Origin of the sequence: Helicobacter sp. MIT 03-1616, assembly GCF_000765685.2 — a bacterium.
Lineage (GTDB): Bacteria > Campylobacterota > Campylobacteria > Campylobacterales > Helicobacteraceae > Helicobacter_C > Helicobacter_C typhlonius.
Window position 1 is genome coordinate 10,937 of record NZ_JROY02000013.1, and the last position, 19,457, is coordinate 30,393.

At 40.9% G+C, this 19,457-nt stretch carries 13 protein-coding genes; 4 read left to right on the top strand and 9 right to left on the bottom strand.

Annotation, left to right across the window (positions count from 1 at the left end; all coding sequences use genetic code 11):
• The first annotated feature begins 237 nt into the window (after positions 1 to 237).
• Positions 238 to 3,615, top strand: a complete 3,378-nt coding sequence (gene carB / locus LS67_RS08340; protein WP_034326009.1) for a carbamoyl-phosphate synthase large subunit — start codon at positions 238 to 240, stop codon at positions 3,613 to 3,615.
• A 170-nt stretch (positions 3,616 to 3,785) separates the two neighbouring features.
• Here the strand turns inward: carB and LS67_RS08345 are convergent, their stop codons facing one another.
• Entirely contained in the window at positions 3,786 to 4,616 is an 831-nt protein-coding gene (locus tag LS67_RS08345) for an FkbM family methyltransferase (RefSeq protein ID WP_082628713.1), read from the bottom strand.
• A 73-nt stretch (positions 4,617 to 4,689) separates the two neighbouring features.
• A complete protein-coding gene (locus tag LS67_RS08350; protein ID WP_034326008.1) occupies positions 4,690 to 5,157 on the bottom strand; it encodes a tRNA (cytidine(34)-2'-O)-methyltransferase in 468 nt (155 codons plus the stop codon).
• Between the two features lie 215 nt (positions 5,158 to 5,372).
• Between LS67_RS08350 and LS67_RS08355 the strand changes: the two genes are divergently transcribed.
• Together LS67_RS08355 and galE are read left to right on the top strand one after the other, a co-directional pair.
• Positions 5,373 to 6,947: an anaerobic C4-dicarboxylate transporter gene (locus LS67_RS08355; RefSeq protein ID WP_034326007.1), complete on the top strand. Its 1,575-nt coding sequence runs from the start codon at positions 5,373 to 5,375 to the stop codon at positions 6,945 to 6,947.
• Positions 6,948 to 6,997: 50 nt separating this feature from the next.
• Positions 6,998 to 8,038 (top strand): UDP-glucose 4-epimerase GalE, encoded by a 1,041-nt coding sequence (gene galE, locus LS67_RS08360; RefSeq protein ID WP_034326006.1) that lies wholly within the window; start codon positions 6,998 to 7,000, stop codon positions 8,036 to 8,038.
• 66 nt (positions 8,039 to 8,104) lie between these two features.
• On the opposite strand, the gene prpD is transcribed toward galE, so the two are convergent.
• From prpD to LS67_RS08380, 4 genes are all read right to left on the bottom strand, one after another.
• Positions 8,105 to 9,559 (bottom strand): 2-methylcitrate dehydratase, encoded by a 1,455-nt coding sequence (prpD, locus tag LS67_RS08365; RefSeq protein WP_034326005.1) that lies wholly within the window; start codon positions 9,557 to 9,559, stop codon positions 8,105 to 8,107.
• 36 nt (positions 9,560 to 9,595) lie between these two features.
• Positions 9,596 to 10,738: a bifunctional 2-methylcitrate synthase/citrate synthase gene (gene prpC, locus LS67_RS08370; RefSeq protein ID WP_034326004.1), complete on the bottom strand. Its 1,143-nt coding sequence runs from the start codon at positions 10,736 to 10,738 to the stop codon at positions 9,596 to 9,598.
• Between the two features lie 20 nt (positions 10,739 to 10,758).
• The gene (gene prpB / locus LS67_RS08375) at positions 10,759 to 11,634 is read right to left on the bottom strand and encodes a methylisocitrate lyase (RefSeq protein ID WP_058122034.1); all 876 of its coding nucleotides are present in this window, start codon (positions 11,632 to 11,634) and stop codon (positions 10,759 to 10,761) included.
• A gap of 63 nt (positions 11,635 to 11,697) precedes the next feature.
• Positions 11,698 to 13,044, bottom strand: a complete 1,347-nt coding sequence (locus tag LS67_RS08380; RefSeq protein ID WP_034326003.1) for a butyryl-CoA:acetate CoA-transferase — start codon at positions 13,042 to 13,044, stop codon at positions 11,698 to 11,700.
• A 266-nt stretch (positions 13,045 to 13,310) separates the two neighbouring features.
• Between LS67_RS08380 and LS67_RS08385 the strand changes: the two genes are divergently transcribed.
• On the top strand, positions 13,311 to 14,261 hold the full coding sequence (locus LS67_RS08385; RefSeq protein ID WP_052099824.1) for a hypothetical protein: 951 nt from the start codon (positions 13,311 to 13,313) through the stop codon (positions 14,259 to 14,261).
• Between the two features lie 63 nt (positions 14,262 to 14,324).
• Here LS67_RS08385 and LS67_RS08390 read toward each other — a convergent pair whose 3' ends face one another.
• The 3 genes from LS67_RS08390 to luxS form a co-directional block, all read right to left on the bottom strand.
• Positions 14,325 to 17,459: an efflux RND transporter permease subunit gene (locus tag LS67_RS08390; protein ID WP_034326000.1), complete on the bottom strand. Its 3,135-nt coding sequence runs from the start codon at positions 17,457 to 17,459 to the stop codon at positions 14,325 to 14,327.
• A gap of 9 nt (positions 17,460 to 17,468) precedes the next feature.
• Positions 17,469 to 18,602: an efflux RND transporter periplasmic adaptor subunit gene (locus LS67_RS08395; protein ID WP_034325998.1), complete on the bottom strand. Its 1,134-nt coding sequence runs from the start codon at positions 18,600 to 18,602 to the stop codon at positions 17,469 to 17,471.
• Positions 18,603 to 18,842: 240 nt separating this feature from the next.
• Positions 18,843 to 19,340 carry an S-ribosylhomocysteine lyase gene (luxS, locus tag LS67_RS08400; protein ID WP_034325997.1) on the bottom strand — a complete coding sequence of 166 codons (498 nt, stop codon included), beginning with the start codon at positions 19,338 to 19,340 and terminating at the stop codon, positions 18,843 to 18,845.
• Positions 19,341 to 19,457 lie beyond the last annotated feature (117 nt).

The following is a 19,457-nucleotide window of genomic DNA, read 5'->3' on the forward strand; positions in this document are numbered from 1 at the left end:
TTTCACATTTACCACTTTTATCTCGTGGAGCATATCGTGGCTACTTTCCTTACTTTTGTGGTATTGGCTCTTCTTTTTGCTTTATAGGGAATTTGGGATCTATCTTATAGACAAGATTCCGCAAAAATGGCTAGAAATTCTTAATAAATTTTTCTAAACTCGCCTTTTGCATACGATTATAGATTCAGCACTTTTTAGATATAATTACACGCATTTAAGCGCAAATAAAGGATTTTTATGCCCAAACGCACCGACATTCATACAATTTTACTTATTGGTTCAGGTCCTATTGTCATAGGACAAGCTTGTGAATTTGACTATTCAGGCACACAGGCGGTGAAAACGCTCAAATCTCTAGGCTATCGTGTCATACTCATAAATTCTAATCCCGCCACGATTATGACAGACCCGGACTTTGCCGATAAAACCTACATTGAGCCTATCACAGAGGAGATTATCGCAAATATTATTGCCAAAGAAAAAATTGACGCCATTTTACCCACTATGGGCGGACAAACCGCGCTTAATGTAGCAATGAGTATGTATGAAAAGGGAATGTTAGAGGGCATAACATTTTTGGGTGCAAATCCTAGCGCGATTAAAAAGGGCGAGGATAGACAGGCTTTTAAAGAAGCAATGCTTAAAATTGGTATGGACTTGCCAAAATCCCGCTATGCCTACACAGAGGAAGAAGCCTTAGAGGCAGCAAAAGAGATAGGATTCCCGCTTATTATTCGCGCGAGTTACACACTTGCAGGTGGTGGCAGCGGCGTGGCATATAATATTGATGAGTTTAAGGCAGTGGCTAAAAATGGCTTAGAGACAAGCCCTATTAGCGAGATTCTCATTGAGGAATCCTTGCTTGGTTGGAAAGAATATGAAATGGAAGTTATACGCGACAAAAATGATAACTGCATTATCGTGTGTAGCATTGAGAATCTTGACCCTATGGGCGTGCATACCGGAGATTCTATTACGATTGCTCCAGCCCTCACGCTTACAGATAAAGAGTATCAGCGAATGCGTGATGCGAGTTTTAAAATCCTACGTGAAATTGGCGTAGATACAGGCGGGAGCAATGTGCAATTTGCCATAAATCCCCAAAATGGCAGAATGACCGTTATTGAAATGAATCCCCGCGTTTCGCGCTCCTCCGCTCTTGCTTCTAAAGCCACAGGTTATCCTATTGCCAAAGTTGCGACAATGCTTGCGGTTGGATTCTCACTTGATGAGATTAAAAATGACATTACAGGCACACCGGCGAGTTTTGAGCCAAGCATTGACTATATTGTTACAAAGATTCCACGCTTTACCTTTGAGAAATTCCCCAAAGCAGATTCTACACTCACCACAGGTATGAAGTCTATCGGCGAAGTAATGGCGATTGGCGGCACTTTTAAAGAATCTTTGCAAAAGGCGTTGTGTAGCCTTGAAACAGGTGTTTATGGATTTAATCCAATCTGTGATGATATAGAGATAATAAAAAAAGAGATAAGACGCCCGAATGCAAATCGCCTCCTCTATGTTGCAGAGGGCTTGAGACAGGGGCTTAGCATTGATGAAATACACGAGCTATGTAAGATTGATAAATGGTTTTTGCACCAAATAAGCGAGATTATAGAAGCAGAATCACACATTACCACGCAGATTCTAAACGACAGCGCACTAATGCGGCGCATCAAAAGCTATGGCTTTAGCGATAAAATGATTGCCTTTTTACTCAAGCGCAACGATAAACTTGATGTGAGTGAATTTCAAGTCTATCAGGCACGAAAAGAGCTAGGCATTATACCTCGATATAATGAAGTTGATACCTGTGCGGCGGAGTTTCCTAGCCTTACGCCTTATTTGTATTCCACAATCGGTAATTTTGAAACAATAGGCGAAACGATTTCACAAAGCAACACCACAAATACTAGAATTGCGGATTCTAACAACATAGAATCTAAAACTGCATTGCAAAAGGTAATGATTATTGGCGGAGGACCAAACCGCATAGGACAAGGCATTGAGTTTGATTACTGCTGTGTGCATTCTAGCTTTGCGTTGCGTGATTTGGGCGTGCAAAGCATTATGTATAACTGCAATCCAGAGACGGTAAGCACAGATTATGACACAAGCGATGTGCTGTATTTTGAGCCTATTGATTTTGAACGTGTGCGTTCAGTGATTGAGCGTGAGAATCCAGATGGAATCATCGTGCATTTTGGCGGACAAACCCCGCTTAAACTCGCACATTCCCTACAAAGCATTAACGCTAAGATTATTGGCACCTCGGTAAAGGCGATTGACATTGCAGAGGATAGGGAGAAATTCGCGGCTTTTGTGAGTGAGCTAGGGCTTAATCAACCCAAAAATGGCATAGCCTATAAAAAAGAGGAGGCTTTTAGTGTCGCAAATGGCATTGGGTTTCCTGTGCTTGTGCGCCCTAGTTATGTGCTTGGTGGGCGCGCTATGCGGATTGTCTTTAATGATGAAGAGCTCAAAACCTATATGGACGAAGTGATTGCAGTGAGTGATAGCTCACCGGTGCTGATAGATAAGTTTTTAGAATATGCTATTGAGCTTGATGTAGATTGTATCAGTGACGGGAAAAGCGTGTATATCGGGGGGATTATGGAGCATATAGAGGAGGCGGGGATTCACAGCGGGGATTCTGCGAGCTCACTGCCCACAATAAATATCAGTGAATCTATGCTTAAAGAAATTGAGAGGACGACCGCACAAATCGCCTTGAAGCTTGAAGTTGTGGGGCTTATGAATGTGCAGTATGCCATTTATAATAAAGAGCTTTATCTCATTGAGGTTAATCCTCGCGCTTCACGCACCGCGCCATTTGTAAGTAAAGCCACAGGCATTCCTTTGGCAAAAGTTGCTACCCGCGTGATGTGGCATCACAATCTCAAAAATATAGATTCTATAAAGACAGAAAATCCACACGCACAAAAAGGAGTAGATTCAAGCATACTCTGCGAAGCACTACATTTCTATGATAAATATGATAGGATTGACTTTAGTGCGAATGTGCTGAAGCCTAAGCCACTCCATTATGTTTGTCTCAAAGAATCTGTGTTTCCATTTAATAAACTCACAGGCGCGGAACTCTCACTAGGACCGGAGATGAAAAGCACAGGCGAAGTTATGGGGATTGGTAAAAGCTTTGGCTTGAGCTTTGCTAAAAGTCAATTAGCGAGTAAAAATGCTATACCTAGTCAAGGCGAGATTTTCCTCTCTCTCGCAAATTTTGATAAAAAAGAGGGTGTGGCTTTGGCGCGTAAATTTGTTGAGCTAGGATTCAGTATTTGCGCCACAGAGGGAACTTATCGCGCGTTACGCGAGAACAATATAGAATCTTCACAGATTCTAAAAGTAAGTGAGGGTCGCCCAAACATCATTGATAAAATGGCGAATGGTCAAATTGCCCTTGCTATCAATACGAGCGACCACCACTCAAATAAGGGTGATACGCATCTTATCCGCACACAGATTATTAAAAACTCTATCCCCTATTTTACTACACTATCAGCAGCGCGTGTAGCGATTGAAGCAATCAAAGAGATACAAAATAGTAATATAAACGAAGCCTATGCCTTGCAAGAATATTTGCGGAGCTAGGGAGACTGCAAGATTGATAAAATAGAATCTGTAAATATGATTAAAATCTGCCCAAAAAAGCCTATGTAATTAGAATCTTTTGCGGAAACTGCGAGGCTTATTAGCTCATTATGAATGAGATTCTAAAAATTGATATTTTAAATCTCATTCATTTTGCCCTACAACAAACCTTATTGCCCAATATCCATAGCCACTTCAGACGCACAAGCAAGATAATTTGTCGTAGTAAATTGTTCGTAGATTTCTTTATAAGACTTAATATGTAAAAAAGTGCTATTAGGCAAGATTCTATAAAGTGAAAAATTATATGCTTTGAAAAAATACCAAAAATCTTGAAAAAAGCTACGCGTATCAATATTGCAACCACCAAATTCAAAACACACCATATCAATGGCTTTTGCTTCAAATAATGTCTTGGCACTTTCTAACACATTAAGCTCATACCCCTCCACATCAAGCTTTAGTAGATGAATATGTGTAATTTCTCGCTCCTTGCAATATGAACTAAGCCTCATTGTCTGTATTTCTTCGCTTTCTTTAAAATCAATTTGAAAATGTTCTAAACGCCTCTTGCTTAGAGAGGCTAAACCTGAACCTTGTGTATCATAATATAAGGTAGCATTTCCTTGTGTATTGCTAAGCGCGCAGTTATTAAGTGTAATATGTATATGAGGAGCATTGCAGAGTTTGGCAGTCTCATTCAGCTTTGCAAAAGTAAAAGTGGAGGGTTCAAAACAATGTATATCTATGGCATATTGTGTTTTATTTAGCTGCGGGGGGGGGGGGGTGAAAACTGAAGTGCAAAGTTGCAAATATTTACCTACATTTGCGCCTACATCAAAGATACAAAGTGATTGAGACTTTTTATTTAATAATTCTAGCACAGCCCTTTCACCACTTGTCTCTACTCCACTACCAGAACCAATCCCTAATGAAACTAGAATTTCCTTTACTATCTTTTCTCGCAAACGAGGGGGCAACAGATGATAAATTGGAAGCATAATAATTCCTTTATAGAAAACTAATCTAAGGTTGCATTATAGCTTTAGCGCAATATCATTTTCCTTAATCACCCTAAAACCCCATATAACATTGTGATTGCCGCACTCCCTCATACAAAGCTGCTCCTACACTTGTGGCGAGATTGATACTGCGCACCCCTGCAACCATCGGTAGCTTGTATGTCTGCCCTTTATATGTGTGTAAAATGTCAGAACTAATGCCTGCATCTTCTCTGCCAAAATACAAAAATCCGCCCTCACTCATATCTGCCTCATAGTGAGTGCTTTGCGCCTTTGTCGTAAAGAAAAAATGATGTTTATCCACCTCATAGTGCGCCCAAAACATCTCAAGATTCTCCCATTCATATACCTGCAAATGTTGCCAATAATCAAGCCCTGCGCGTTTGAGTTCCTTTTGTGATGTGCTAAATCCAAGCGGGTGGATTAAATGCAAAATAGAATCTGTCGCCACACACAATCGCCCGATATTGCCTGTATTTTGCGGGATTTGGGGTTGGATTAAAACAATGTGAAAAGCCATTTTTATCCTTTTTAGATTCTTCTTGAAGCAAGTGCTTATCATAGCAAAAGATTCTTGAGGATTACTCCAAAATACAAATGCAAAAACGCATATTTGAGCTTCTAATTTAAACACCTTCATCACTTTTTTTGAACAAGTCTCTCAAAAAACTTGTTATTTTATGTATTTTGAAATAGAATGACGGCTTTTTAAATCCACAACTTTAAGGAGGTTTTATGGATTTTCTTACACAATTAAGCGAAGGGTGGCAGTTTGGGATTCAACTGCTTGTAGTTCTTGTCTGTCTTTTTTACGGAGCGCGTAAAGGTGGTATTGCACTCGGGCTTTTAGGTGGCATTGGGATTTTGATGCTTGTATTTTGCTTCCATATCAAACCGGGCAAACCTGCTATTGATGTTATGCTTACGATTTTGGCGGTCGTTGTGGCAAGTGCAACATTGCAAGCAAGCGGAGGCTTAGATGTAATGCTCCAAATTGCAGAGCGGATTCTAAGACGCAATCCTAAGTTTTTGACGATTCTCGCACCTTTTGTTACTTGCTTTTTGACGATTTTGTGCGGCACAGGACACGTGGTTTATACGATTATGCCTATTATTTATGATATTGCGATTAAAAATAATATACGCCCTGAGCGACCTATGGCGGCGGCTTCTATCTCATCACAAATGGGTATTATCGCCTCTCCTGTGTCTGTGGCAGTGGTGAGCCTAACAGCCCTACTTTTAAATGCAGAGCATAAACTTGCCGGATTTGATGGCTACATCAACCTACTTCAAATCACGATTCCTAGCACACTTGTTGGTGTATTGTGTATAGGGATTTTCTCTTGGTTTAGGGGCAAAGATTTAGACAAAGATCCTGAGTTTCAAGAAAAAATCAAAGATCCTGAATTCAAACAATATGTCTATGGAGATTCTAAAACATTGCTCGGCGTGAAGCTTCCTACAAGCAACTGGGTGGCAATGTGGATTTTCCTAGGTGCGATTGCGGCTGTGGCAGCAGTAGGTGCATTTGACGCACTCAAGCCAAATTGGGGGCAAAAAATGGCATATCAGGCGCATTTGCAAGATACAACTATCAAATGGACTCCTAATGGTGAAAATAAAGGTATTGTAGATCTCAAAGCTCTAGGTTTTGACCAAAAGGCACAGGGGGGGGGGCAGAGCGCATTTAAATCTGCTCTAGAATCTGGCGATATTACCGCTCTTCCACAAAAGGATAAACTCGGCAATCCTTCTATGGATTTTATCTCAATGGTGAATGTGATTCAGGCTTTTATGCTCCTTGCGGGTGCGCTTATTATTATCTTTACAAAAGTTGATGCCAAAAAGATTGGCAGCAATGAAATTTTTAAATCTGGTATGATTGCGCTTGTGGCGGTGTTTGGAATCTCGTGGATGGCGGACACAATGTTTGCAGTGCATACGCCAATGATGAAAGAAGCACTTGGTGATGTGGTGAAATCTCACCCTTGGACCTATGCGATTATGCTTTTACTTATCTCTAAGTTTGTTAATTCTCAAGCGGCAGCGATTGCGGCATTTGTGCCTTTAGCTTTGGGTATTGGTGTAGAACCCGGTATCATCGTAGCCTTTGCAGCAGCGTGTTATGGCTATTATATTTTGCCAACTTATCCTAGCGATTTGGCAACGATTCAGTTTGACCGCTCTGGCACAACACATATTGGCAAATTTGTCATCAACCACAGCTTTATTTTACCCGGACTTATCGGTGTATTTAGCTCTTGTGTTGCAGGATATTTACTCGCTAAAGTCGCAGGATATATTTAGCCAAACTTTGCTAGAATCTTGTCCTTAAGATTCTAGCCTAAGGAATAAATATGTCTCATCTCTTACTTACAGGAGCCGGTGGCTATATCGGCTCACACACAGCGTATTGCTTCTTACAAAACACAGATTATCATCTTGTCATCGTTGATGATTTAAGCACAGGTTTTAAAGAAAATATTGCATATCTCCAAGAATGCTTTAAGGATAGAGTAACTTTTATACAAAGCAATATTAATGACATTGTAAAAATGCGCCAACTCTTTGAAAAATATCACTTTGAAGCAATCATTCATTTTGCCGCTTCGCTTATTGTCGGTGAATCTGTCCTCAAACCGCTTGAATACTACACAAACAATACGCTCAATACCACAAATCTTCTTGCCTTATGCGTGGAATGTGGCATAACAAAATTTATCTTTAGCTCCACAGCCGCAGTGTATGGAGAGCCTGATATATCGCTTATCCCCATTGATGAAAGCGCACCGCTTTTGCCTATAAACCCCTATGGTGCTTCAAAGATGATGAGTGAGCGAGTTTTAGCAGATACAGCAAAGGCGGTAAAAGACTTTAGATATGTGGCACTGCGCTATTTTAATGTCGCAGGGGCGAGTATGGATAATACAGCACAGATTCTCGCTCAACATAAAGGCTTAGGGCAAAGGAGCAAAAATGCCACTCATCTTATCAAAGTAGCGTGTGAGTGTGCCTGTGGCAAAAGGGAAAGTATGGGAATCTTTGGCACAGATTATCCCACAAAAGATGGCACTTGTATTCGGGATTATATCCATATTGATGATTTGGCAAGCGCGCACCTTGAAGCACTCACATATTTGCAGCGCACCAAAACATCAAATATCTTTAATGTAGGCTACTCGCAAGGTTATAGCGTCAAAGAAGTGATTGAGGTTGTGAAAGAAGTGAGCAGGGTCAATTTCAAAGTACTAGAATCTGCTCGTAGAGAGGGTGATCCTATTGAACTAAGTGCTAAGAATGATAAGATTCTCTCTCTTACTCAATGGAAACCAAAACATAATGATTTAAGAGTGATTGTTACATCCGCATATGAATGGGAAAAATCACTCAAAAGTTAAAGAGAATAGAAAAAACGTTTGCTATAAGCAGAATCTAAGAGCCATTGCCCCTAGATTCTTATCTTGTTACAATGCAAACAAATCGCTAAACTCATTAAATGGCGTAGATTCTAAAGTTTTTTGGTCGCTGCAAAGCTTTTCAATCGCAGCGCATTTTTTCGGGCTAAGTTTAAGTGCGATATTGCGTTTAAACTTCGCTACAAGCACCGGAATCCCCTCATCTCGGCGTCTTTTATGCCCGATAGGATATTCCACTTCCACTTTCTCGCTCTTGCTACCATCTTTGTAGAAAATCTGTACCGCATTAGCAATGGAGCGTTTATCAGATTCTAAATACTCACGTGTATATCGCTCATCTACCTCTACCACCATTTTATCACGCAACGCGTCAATGCGCGAATCTTTTGCTACACTATCCTCATAGTCATCAGCTGTAAGTCGCCCAAACACAAGCGGCACTGCCACCATATACTGAATGCAGTGGTCTCTGTCTGCTGGATTGTCAAGTTTGCCTACTTTATTGATGATTCTATGTCCGGATTCTTGAGTAGTAATCACAATTTTTTCAATAGAATCTAGCCTGTCTTTGACTTCATTATGCAATTTAAGCGCGCATTCTACCGCAGTTTGAGCGTGGAATTCTGCCGGGAAGCTAATCTTAAACAGCACATTTTCCATTACATAGCTGCCAAATTCTTGTGGGATAGTGAGCTTTTGCCCTTTCATTTTCACATCTTCAAATCCCCAAAAACTCGCGCTTAACGCACTTGGATAGCCCATTTCTCCACTTAATGCTTTTAATGCAAGATTTACACCTCTACTGCTCGCATCACCTGCAGCCCAACTTTTGCGTGAGCCTGTATTTGGTGCGTGGCGATAAGTTCTTAAAGCCCCACCATCAATAAAAGCGTGGCTTACAGCATTACGCACTTCTTCAAAATTTCCGCCAAGCATAACACAAGCTACCGCAGTAGAAGCAATTCTCACAAGCAGCACGTGGTCTAAGCCCACTTTGTTAAAGCTATTATCAAGGGCTATAACGCCTTGAATCTCGTGTGCTTTTATCATCGCTGTTAGCACATCTTTGACTTTCAAAGGCTCTTTGCCCTTACTTATATTCTTGCGGCTTAGATAATCCGCCACCGCCCAAATCGCGCCTAAATTATCGCTTGGGTGTCCCCATTCTGCCGCAAGCCAAGTGTCATTGAAATCAAGCCATCGCACCATTGCACCAACATTAAACGCCGCTCGTTCTGGCTCTAGCTGATAGCTTGTCCCGGGAATCTTCGCACCCAAAGGACGAAACTCCGCACCCTCAACAACCGGTCCCAAAAGCTTGGTGCAAGCGGGAAAATTCAATGCTAAAAGTCCGCAACCAATCGTATCCATAAGGCAATATCGTGCAGTTTCATAGGCAAGAGGCGATTTAATATCAAACTCAAGCGCGTATTTTGCTATCTTTGTTAGCAACTCATCAAATTCTGGTCTTTTTGTCTCTAAAATACCCATATCGTGGCTCATTGTGGCTCCTTTGAAATGAAAAAATTATTGATGCACCTAGCGATTTTGCATTGGCACAAACTCCTTATTGTCCGGTCCTGTATATTCCGAGCTTGGACGAATTAGCTTGTTATTTGCCCTCTGCTCAAAAATATGCGCCATCCACCCTGCCGTGCGTGAAAAGATGAAAATAGGCGTAAAATATGCCGTTGGAATTCCCATAAAATGATAAGCAGACGCACTATAAAAATCAAGATTTGGGAAAAGCTTTTTCTCATTCCACATCACCTTTTCAATCGCCTCGCTAATAGGATAAAGCCCCTTTGTATCGCCCACATCATCGCCTAGCTTCTTGCTCCATTCTTTAATCACCACATTGCGTGGATCTTTTTCCACATAGACCCGATGTCCAAAGCCCATAATCTTATCTTTTCTTGCAAGCTTATCCTTAATGCCCTGTGTGGCAGATTCTGGAGAGCTAAACTCTGCGATAAGCTCCATAGCCGCCTCATTTGCCCCGCCGTGCAGTGGTCCTCTCAAAGCACCAATCGCACCGCCAACTGCTGAATAGCAATCTGATAATGTCGCACTAATCACACGTGCAGTAAAAGTTGAAGCATTGAACTCGTGTTCTGCATACAAAATAAGGCTTACGTGCATTGCCTTTACCCACAAGTCTTTGGGAGCTTTTTGGTGTAAAAGCTCCAAGAAATACCCACCAATAGAATCCTGCTTAGAATCTGTGCTTATCTCCTTGCCACTTGCGTGGTAATGATGCCAAAAGGTAAGCGCGGAAGGGAAGATTCCAAGTAGGCGCGTAGCAACCTTTTGCTGATTAGGAAAAGAGAGTTTAAGCACATCATAAACCTCTGGCTCAATACAACCCAAAACTGAGCAAGTCGTGCGCATAATATCCATAGGGTGCGCATTTTTAGGTAGGAGTTTAAGCGTTTGCTTTAACTCATTTGGCAAACTTCGTGCCGCAATAAGCTCCTTTTTAAAAGATTCTAATTCAGCTTTATTTGGGAGCTTTTCTCTTAAAAGCAAATACGCTACTTCCTCAAACTCACATTCCCTTGCCAAATCATAAATGTCATAGCCTCTATAATTTAGCCCGTGTCCTGTGCCGCAGGTGCAAATCGCTGATTCACCCGCACTTATACCTGCTAATCCGCCAACCTTTTTTGTTGGTGCTGCCATTGTGTCCTCCTTATCTAAAATTATTTTTTGCTTTGAAAAAGCTTATCAAGCTTCTGCTCATACTCGTGGTAGCCTAGCATTTCATAGAGTTCCTCGCGTGTTTGCATAGAATCAATGCTCTTTTTCTGTGAGCCATTGCGCAAAATATCATCAAACACTGCCAATGCCGCCTTATTCATCGCGCGTGCTGCTGAAAGCGGGTAAAGCACCATAGAAATGCCAACGCTTCCCAACTCATCGCGCGTGAAATAAGGTGTCTTGCCAAACTCTGTGATATTAGCCAACACAGGCACTTTGATGACTTGTGTGAATTGCTTATATTCCTCTAGCGTATGGATTGCCTCGGCAAATATCATATCGGCTCCGGCTTCCACATACGCCAATGCTCTATCAATGGCGGCTTGTTGCCCCTCGCTTGCGTGGGCGTCTGTGCGTGCCATTACCACAAAGCTAGAATCTATCTTTGCGTCCATTGCGGCTTTGATTCTATCGCTCATCTCCTCTTTGCTTACAAGCTCTTTGTTTGGGCGATGTCCACATCTTTTTTGTGCGACTTGATCCTCAATGTGGCAACCTGCCGCACCGCTTCTTGTCAAATCCTTAATCGTGCGTGCAATGTTAAACGCCCCGCCCCAGCCTGTGTCTGCATCAACAAGCAATGGCAAATCACTCGCAGCGGTGATTCTGCGCACATCAATGCACACATCTTCTAATGAGCTAATACCTAAATCCGGCACACCTAAACTCATCGCCGCCAATGCACCGCCGCTTAGATACAATGCCTTCGCACCACTTTTTTGCGCCTGAATTGCAGAATAGGCGTTAATCACACCTATAATTTGCAAAGGCTTATATTGCCCTATCGCTTCCCTTAATTTTTGTCCTTGTGTTTTCATTGTGTTCCTTTTTTGGTGAATTGAATAAAGTTGTGAAAAATTTTATCCTCCTTATTGTGTGGTTTAAGGGCGAATTTTGTTACTTGCACGCCAAATTTTCATCTCTTCTGCCTTCTTAATAAGAGATTCTCTAAAATCTGGATGTGCAAGAGAGATAATCGCCTCACATTTCTCCCAAGTGCTCAAACCCTTGAGATTTGCCTTGCCATATTCAGTTACAAGATAATGCACATTTGCCCTCGTAGCCGTGATTATGCTGCCCTCGTGCAATGTTGGCAAGATTCTACTTTTTAATGTGCCATCTTTTGCCTTCATCGTAGAAGAACAACAAATAAAGCTTTTACCATTTTTTGCCAAATATGCCCCAAGCACGAAATCAAGCTGTCCTCCTGCACCACTAATATGCCTTGTGCCCGAAGATTCAGAATTAACCTGCCCAAAAATATCTACATCTACCGCGTTATTAATCGATACAAAATTATCAAGTGCAGCAATCGTGCGTATGTCATTCGTATAATCCACCGGTGCACTCATACATTCAGGATTATTATGCAAAAAATCATAGAGTTTTTTACTCCCCATTGCAAAAGAATAAGTTTGTCGCCCCTTGTCTATATTTTTTTTCCTACCGGTAATCTTACCTGCCCTGCTTATATCCACAAACGCATCGACATAAATTTCTGTATGTACGCCCAAATCTTTCAAATCCGATTGCGAGATGAAAGAACCAACCGCATTTGGCATACCGCCAATGCCTAGCTGTATGCACGCGCCATCTCGTATCTCCTCAACAATGAGCTTTGCCACCGCCTTATCCACATCTGTGATTTCTGGTGAGCCCACCTCTACCAAAGGCGGATTATCCCCCTCAACCACCATATCCACTTGTGAGATATGCACATCTGTGCCAAAACCACCCAAACAGCGAGGCATATTCTCATTGACTTCCACAATCACGACATCAGCCATTTCTATGCACGCACTCAAATGCGAAGCACTAGGACCGAAATTAAAATACCCGTGGCTATCCATAGGCGCAACTTGGAGCATTGCCACATTTGGCTTAGCCTTTGTCTCTCTATAATACCTCGGCAATTCGGAATATCGCATAGGAATATAGAATCCTAAGCCCTGCTCAATGAACTTCCGCCCTATGCCGCTTGCGTGCCAAGTATGCCACGAAACGTGTTTGCCTTGCGTATCGACCTTAAACACTTCAGGGATTTGCACGAGGATTCCACCGCGAAGCTTTATATCATCTAGCTCTTGTATGCGCTTACTTAGAGCGAGATCAAGTGCCACCGGTGCAGTAACTGCCCAGCCATAATCCACCCAATCTCCAGACTTCACCACCCTCACCGCGTCTTCTGTACTCATAAGCTTTTGCTTGTATAATTGATGTATATCCATAAGCACTCCTACCGCATTTGAAGCCCCAACTCTATAGAAGTTCAAACCTCATCTTGCTTTTTAAGATTGAACTATTCTACATTGAATATCTTTGTTTGTTTTGCACAACTTTTGACATTTTATTGCAACTTTTACACATAAAACACTATTTATACACAAAAATTGTGCAATTTTGAAGCATTGCGCTAATAAAACAATGCGTATAAACTAACCCTTTTGACAGAATCTATAAAATATTTAAATAAAAATTACATAAAGGTATGGCTGTGGCACTCAGCATTTTAGAACGATTGCTCGTTGTTTATAAGCGCTCAAATCTTAGCATGTCGAGGTTTGCACAGATTATTGGCAAGGATAGACGCACACTTACCTCGTGGATTGATAAAAGTGTTACTAAAGAGCCTTCAAATGAAGTCCTTGAAGCAATTACACACTACTTTCGCTATTCGGAACGCATTTGGGATAAAGATTGTAGTGATGATGAGTTTTTTACTCTACTTACACAGATTCCAAAAAGTGAGATTCGTATCATTGACAAGGGCTATGAGGGTGGTTTAGAATACATCTTAGACAAAGAATCTAAGCAGCGATTTGTCATTCACCCTCGATTCCCCTCACCTGCCTATCGCGATAAAATTGTTACTTTTCCATACAAATTTGGACATTCTCCCCGTGCAGCACATTTGCGACAAAAACGATATGAGCTTATGCTCGAACATTCCTTTGAAAGCATAGAGTGGTATAGTATCGAATCCTTGCTACGCTTTGCATTCTCACCCATTGGCAATATTTACACCATCAGGGAACGATTAGCTGTGCTTGAGCTGATGATAGAGAGTTTTGAGGATAATTACAACAAAAGCCTGTATTTGTTTGATTCATATAGCACAAAAATTTTTGGCGTAGATACGACTTATCTCTCGCTCAATCCACACGATAACTTGATGTTTTTTAAACTCCCCATAGATTCGATGATTATGGAGATTACAAATAAAATGCTCGTGCATAGAATCCACAAGCACTTCACAAGCCCAAGCCACGCGCCAAAGCATATCCCAAAAGATAACGCGCCACAGATTCTAAAAATGTGTGCGGAATGCCTCACTTCGCAAAAAGATATGAAATATTTTTGTACCGCCCTAGCACAAAACACCCCCTATGCGCCGCTTTTTATGAGTAGTATTTCAAGCGAACTTCATCATCTTTTTAACACATAGCATAAGATTCAAAAATCGCAATAAAGCTTATGAACCCTAAATATTTTGCTGCCTCACGCAATATTATTGATTGCCCTTTTTTGACTGAATCCACTGCGATAATCGGGCGATATAGCTCCAAAAGAGCGGAATAAAAAATACCGCAATGAATGTGGCTGCCATCATACCACCAATAACACATGTGCCAATAGCGTGTCTGCTTGCACTTCCTGCTCCTGTGCTTAAGGCTAATGGTAAAACACCTATACTAAAGGCAAGAGAAGTCATAATAATCGGGCGGAATCTAAGCTTTGCCGCGCCTATGGCAGATTCCATAATACTTTTTCCCTCTTTTTCGTGTAAATGTTGAGCAAACTCCACAATCAAAATGGCATTTTTGGCTGAAAGGGCAATAAGCATTACTAATCCCACTTGAAAATATATATCATTGCTTAGCCCACGCAATGCTGTTGCCACAGATGCACCAAAAACCGCAAAGGGCACAGCCGAAAGCACAGAAAGCGGCATAAGCCACCGCTCATATTGCGCGCACAGAATCAAAAACACGAAAATAAGCCCAAATATAAAGGCGATAGCACCTGTGCCACTCGCATTTTTCTCTTGATAGCTTGTGCCTGAATAAGCAATAGTATAGCCTTCGGGTAAGATTTCTTGAGCTAATTCTTCAATGACTTTGAGAGCTACACCGCTTGAATAACCTTTGCTTTCATCAGGATTACCGATAATTTTTGCACTTGTAAAGAGATTAAATCTATCAACAATATCTGCACCAATAACGCGTTCAAAATGCACAAGCGCACTAATAGGAATTAAATCGCCATTAGCAGATTTCACAAAAATTCGACTCAAATCCTCTGGAGATTCTCTAAACTCACTTTGAGCCTGAATATTTACCTGATAGGTTTTGCCATAGAGATTAAAATCATTGACATAATACTGCCCAAGTGTGCTTTGCAAGGTCGTAAAAACATCATCAATATTGACATTCATAGCCTTTGCTCTCTCTCTATCAAGATTTAAATGATATTGCGGGATATTTGCACTAAAGAGGCTTCTCACGCCTGTAAGCTCATCTCTTTTATTTGCCTCTAGAGCAAAAAGATTTGCATATTTTTCTAATTCCTTAACACCTCTACCACCCCTATCTTGGATATAAAATTCAAAACCCCCAACGGTGGATAATCCCATAATCGCTGGTGGCGTTGTTGTTAAAACAAAAGCATCAAGATTTGCATTAAAAATACCCCTCATTTTTTGCGCTATTTCAAATGCGCTCTCCTTACGCTCATTCCACCTTTTAAGCGTAGTAAAAATTACCGCACCAGAGGAGCGTGCCGCACTTGCGAGCATATCAAATCCTGCGATAAGAAAATTCATCTCCACACCCTCTTCTTTTTCTAAAAATGCTAAGGCCTTTTTACCCTCTTCTATTGTGCGCGACAAGGAAGCCGCCGGTGGGAGCTGAATAAAGTTTATCACCACTCCCTTATCCTCACTCGGCACAAGTCCTGTAGGCAATTTTACAAGTAATCCCCAAGTTACTGCCAAAATAGCCACAAAACACGCTAAAAGGGCTAAACTTCTCTTCAAAGCCTTGCCAATTTGCTCACCAAATTTATGAGTGAGCCAATCGAAGAAATCATTGAATCTCTTAACAAGATAAAATGGCTTAGGTTCTTTTGCCTTAAGAATTGACACGCATAATGCGGGAGTAAGGCTCAAAGCAACAAAACCAGAAATCACCACAGAAATAACAATAGTAATAGCAAACTGCTGATAAATTGCTCCAGCAAAGCCTCCAATAAATGCCACAGGAATAAACACCGAGCACAGCACAAGCACGATAGCCACAACTGGTCCTTGAATCTCACTCATCGCCTTGATAGTCGCTTCTTTGACAGAATATGGTTTGCCATTTTCATCTCGCTCTGTGTGCAAGATTCTCTCTACATTTTCTATCACAATAATCGCATCATCTACCACGATTCCAATAGCTAAGATAAGCCCAAAAAGTGTAAGGAGATTAATAGAAAATCCTAACACATACATTCCAGCAAATGTGCCGATAATCGACACAGGAATAGCAATCACAGGGATAATTGTAGCACGAAGATTCTGTAAGAAAAAATACATAATAATCACAACAAGCACAATCGCTTCAATAAATGTTTTTTTTACTTCTTGAAACGAAATTCTCACAAATTTTGTATTATCATTAGCAATTTTGTATTGAATCCCGCTAGGAAAGTTTTTAGATAATTCTTCTATTTTTTTTTCTACCCTATCAGCAACATCAAGTGCGTTAGCTCCGGGCTGCAAAGCAATACCAAAGGCTTGAGCATTTTTTCCATTAAATAATGGGCTTACACTATAATCTTTTGCCCCAAGCTCAATTTGTGCAACATCTTTAAGTCTCAAAGCCGAACCATCAGCATTTGAACGCACAATAATATTGCCAAATTCTTCTGCGCTCACAAATCGCCCCTGTGTTGTTACAGAATAAGTAAAGGCTATCTCACTCCGCACAGGCTCTTTACCAAATGAGCCTATCGCAAATTGTGCATTTTGCTCCGAAATCACCTTTGCCACTTCGCTTGGCGTGAGATTATTTTGTGAAAGTTTATCAATATCAAGCCAGATTCTCATTGAATAATCTCGTGAGCCAAACACATTAATGTCGCCCACACCCGGGACGCGCTTAAGCTCATTGACAATATTTAAAATAGCATAATTTGCCACATAAGTAGTATCGTGCGCGGGATTATCCGAATATATCGCATATACTTGAAGTAATGTAGAAGAGCGTTTCCTCACATTTACACCCACTCTTTGCACCTCTGTAGGAAGCTGTCTTAGCGCACTCTGCACGCGGTTATTGACATTGACTAATGCCATATCTGCATTTGCATCATTTGCAAAATATACACTTAGATTCAAAAAGCCACTTGAAGTCGAGGAGGATTTCATATACAGCATTCCCTCAACACCATTAATACTATCTTCTAAAATGCTTGCCACCGTATCTGCTACGACTTCAGCACTTGCTCCACTATATGTTGTTTGCACCATAATTTCATTTGGCACGACTTGTGGATACTCCTCCACAGGCAAAATAAAAATACAAATACAACCAACAAGCGTAATGATGATTGAAATAACCATTGCAAAAATAGGACGATGAATACAAAATCTTGACATATATTCTCCTTATTCTTGCTCTTGTATTTGCTCTAAATCTGCCTTTACCTCTTTTGCCGAGTTAAGCGGTATGCCCTCTCTCACTTTTGAGAGTTGATTAAGCACAAGCACATCACCATCTAACAATCCACCAAGAATAAGCACTTGATTATTGCGTAGATTCTGTCCGAGTGTAACGCGCGTAATCTTTGCTTTACCCTCTTTAATGATATACACATAACTTCCCTCTGAATCTTGCAAAAGCGCACTTTGGGGTATTGTAATGGCATTTTGCGCCTCAAAGCCCTTCAATCTCACACGTACAAACTCATTAGGCAAAAGCTTATGTTCCTCATTATCCACAATGGAACGCGCCTTGATAGTAGCAGTTTGAGGGTCAAGCACACTATCAACAAAATCAAGCTTGCCAAACTTCTCATACACTTTTCCATTACCTAAAATATACTCCACTCGAATACGACTATTTTCTAAGCCTCGCATAAAATAATAATCTGTATTGGGTATGGCAAATTCCGCGTAAATGGGATTTAACTGCGTGATTGTAGTAAGCACATCTTGTCCGCTTCCACCGACAAGATTCCCCACATCATAGCTTCTCATACCGGTTCGTCCGCTAATGGTAGCGACCACATCGGTATAGCCTAAATCAATACTCACATCATCAAGTGCTGCCTGTGTGCTAACAACATTCGCTTGAGCAGAGAGGAAATTTGAACGCGAAGTATCATATTGGTCGATTGTATAAACGCCCTGCTTATAGAGCTTCTCCACGCGCTGCCAATCACGATTAGCCTTGATGAAATTCGCCTCCGCAGACTGCCTTTGAGCCTTTGCCTGCTGCACTCGCGCAAGATAACGAGCAGGATCAATCTTAAAAAGAAGTTGCCCCTCTTGAACAATATCACCTTCTTTAAAATTTTTTGAGAGCAACACTCCCTGCACCCGTGCGTAGATTCTGGCACTCTGCACACTCTTTAGTCTAGCCGCATATTCAAAATTCAAAGATACATTATGTCGTGTGATTATCTGCGTTTTGACATTGAGTGCGGGGCTTTGCCCTCCTCCTTTACCTGAATCCTTGCAACCCACAAACATACTCACAACAAACAATACAAGCAAAGGCAACACGCGTAATCTCTCCATAAATCTCCTTAAGTGTATAAATTTACAAAAATGGGTATTCTAATAAAAATAAATGAAATAAATGTGAAAAAAGCCCACGCCCTTTTTATACATAATATAACGAATGCATATTTTAGTGCATTATTACTTAAGCAAAGATTCTAAATTCTATGCGACTTTTGGAATCTGTAATGCTTGATTAAAAAATACTATCACCCTTACAGCATACACAAATCTTTATGCCTTTACAATGCGAAAAATTTATTTAAAATCTTTTAAAAGTAGTTCTTGTGTATTCATTACGCCCACACCCCTATCTAGGACTGCTTGTGCAATATCCTGTGCCTCTTTGAGAGAGTGCATTTTAGCAGTGCCACATTGATAAATATTAAGCTCGGGAATCGCTTTCTCATCGCGGATTCTTAACACATCGCGCATACTTGCCTCCCACGCTTCTTTTACATCATATTCATTTGGCGCACCTATCACGCTCATATAAAATCCTGTGCGACAACCCATTGGCGAAATATCAATAATCTCCACACGCGTATTATTTAAATGCTCTCGCATAAAGCCTGCAATCAAGTGTTCCATTGTATGGATACCTTTCTCGCTTAGAATCTCGCAATTTGGGCGGGAAAAACGCAAATCAAACACGCTAATCACATCACCTTTTGGTGTTTGCATAGTCTTTGCAAGACGCACTGCTGGGGCTGGCATTCTTGTATGATCAACCTTAAAACTATCAAGTAATGGCATAAAAACTCCTTGCATAATTTTGTGAATCTTTACTCTTTCAAATATTCACTTTTTTGCATAACATTATACAAATTTAAACCTAGTTTTTGCCAAATATAGATACAAAACATACTCTAA